This is a genomic window from Massilia sp. CT11-108 (assembly GCF_047302915.1).
In the GTDB taxonomy this organism is placed as follows: domain Bacteria; phylum Pseudomonadota; class Gammaproteobacteria; order Burkholderiales; family Burkholderiaceae_D; genus Telluria; species Telluria orientalis.
In genome coordinates this window covers 1-1015 of record NZ_JBKYMO010000993.1, presented here as the reverse complement: position 1 = coordinate 1015, position 1015 = coordinate 1, and the positions used below count along the sequence as shown (strand labels likewise).

Below are 1015 nucleotides of genomic sequence, written 5' to 3'. Positions count from 1 at the left end.
CACGGGACCGGCCAAACGCGTCGCCCAGCGCGTGCTGTCCGCCGGCGTGAGCCGCCCGCTGGCCCGCGACCTGCTCGTCACGACGGCCTGGTACAGCGTGCGGCGCGAGGCCACCGGCTACGTCGACGACGGCTTCGACCGCGGCTTCCTGTTCGTCGAAAAGACGCTCGCGCCGCGCACCACGGCCTATATGGAAGCCGACTACACGGCCTGGCGCGGCGATGCCGCGTCCAGGGACCGCCACGGCACGGGCGTCACGCTCGGCCTCATGCAGAAATTCTGACAAGGAGACCCTTATGCACATCAAGACCACCCTCGCCGCCCTCGCCTTCGCCACCGCCGGCGTCGCCCACGCCACCGACGTGCACGTCGTCAGCTCGGGCGGTTTCGCCCAGGCCTACAAGGACTTGTCCGTGCCGTACGAGCGCGCGAGCGGCGACACGCTCGTGTCCGGGTGGGGCCCGTCGATGGGCGCGACGAAGAACGCGATTCCCGCGCGCCTCGCCCGCGGCGAACATGTCGACGTCGTCATCATGGTCGGCGACGCACTGGACAAGCTGATGACCGAAGGGAAGCTCGAACCGGGCAGCAAGGTCGTCCTCGCCGATTCCCCGATCGCGTGCGCCGTGCGCCATGGCGTACCGAAGCCCGACATCGGCACCGTCGACGGCCTGCGTCAGGCTTTCCTGCATGCGTCGAAGGTGGCGTATTCGGACAGCGCGAGCGGCGAATACATCAAACGCGAACTGCTGGACAAACTGGGCATCCAGCAGCAGATGCAGGGCAAGGCCGCGCAGATCCCGGCCACGCCGGTGGGCGAGATCATCGCGCACGGCGAGGCGGATTTCGGCTGCCAGCAAAGGAGCGAACTGAAACCCGTGCAGGGCATCGACATCGTCGGCGTGCTGCCGGCCGAAGTCCAGCTGAAGACGCAGTTCGCCGGCGCCATCGTGCGCGGCGCTCCCCATGCGGACGCGGGCCGCGCCCTGCTCCGCTTCCTCGCGGCGCCCGCGAG

1 protein-coding gene and 1 pseudogene are annotated in these 1015 nt (G+C 69.4%); both read left to right on the top strand.

The features are described from left to right. A pseudogene (locus ACEN88_RS32625) lies at positions 1–283 on the top strand (hypothetical protein); the annotation flags it as partial. A gap of 13 nt (positions 284–296) precedes the next feature. Then, a partial coding sequence (locus ACEN88_RS32620; protein ID WP_413346400.1) for a substrate-binding domain-containing protein occupies positions 297–1015 on the top strand: 719 nt, incomplete at its 3' end.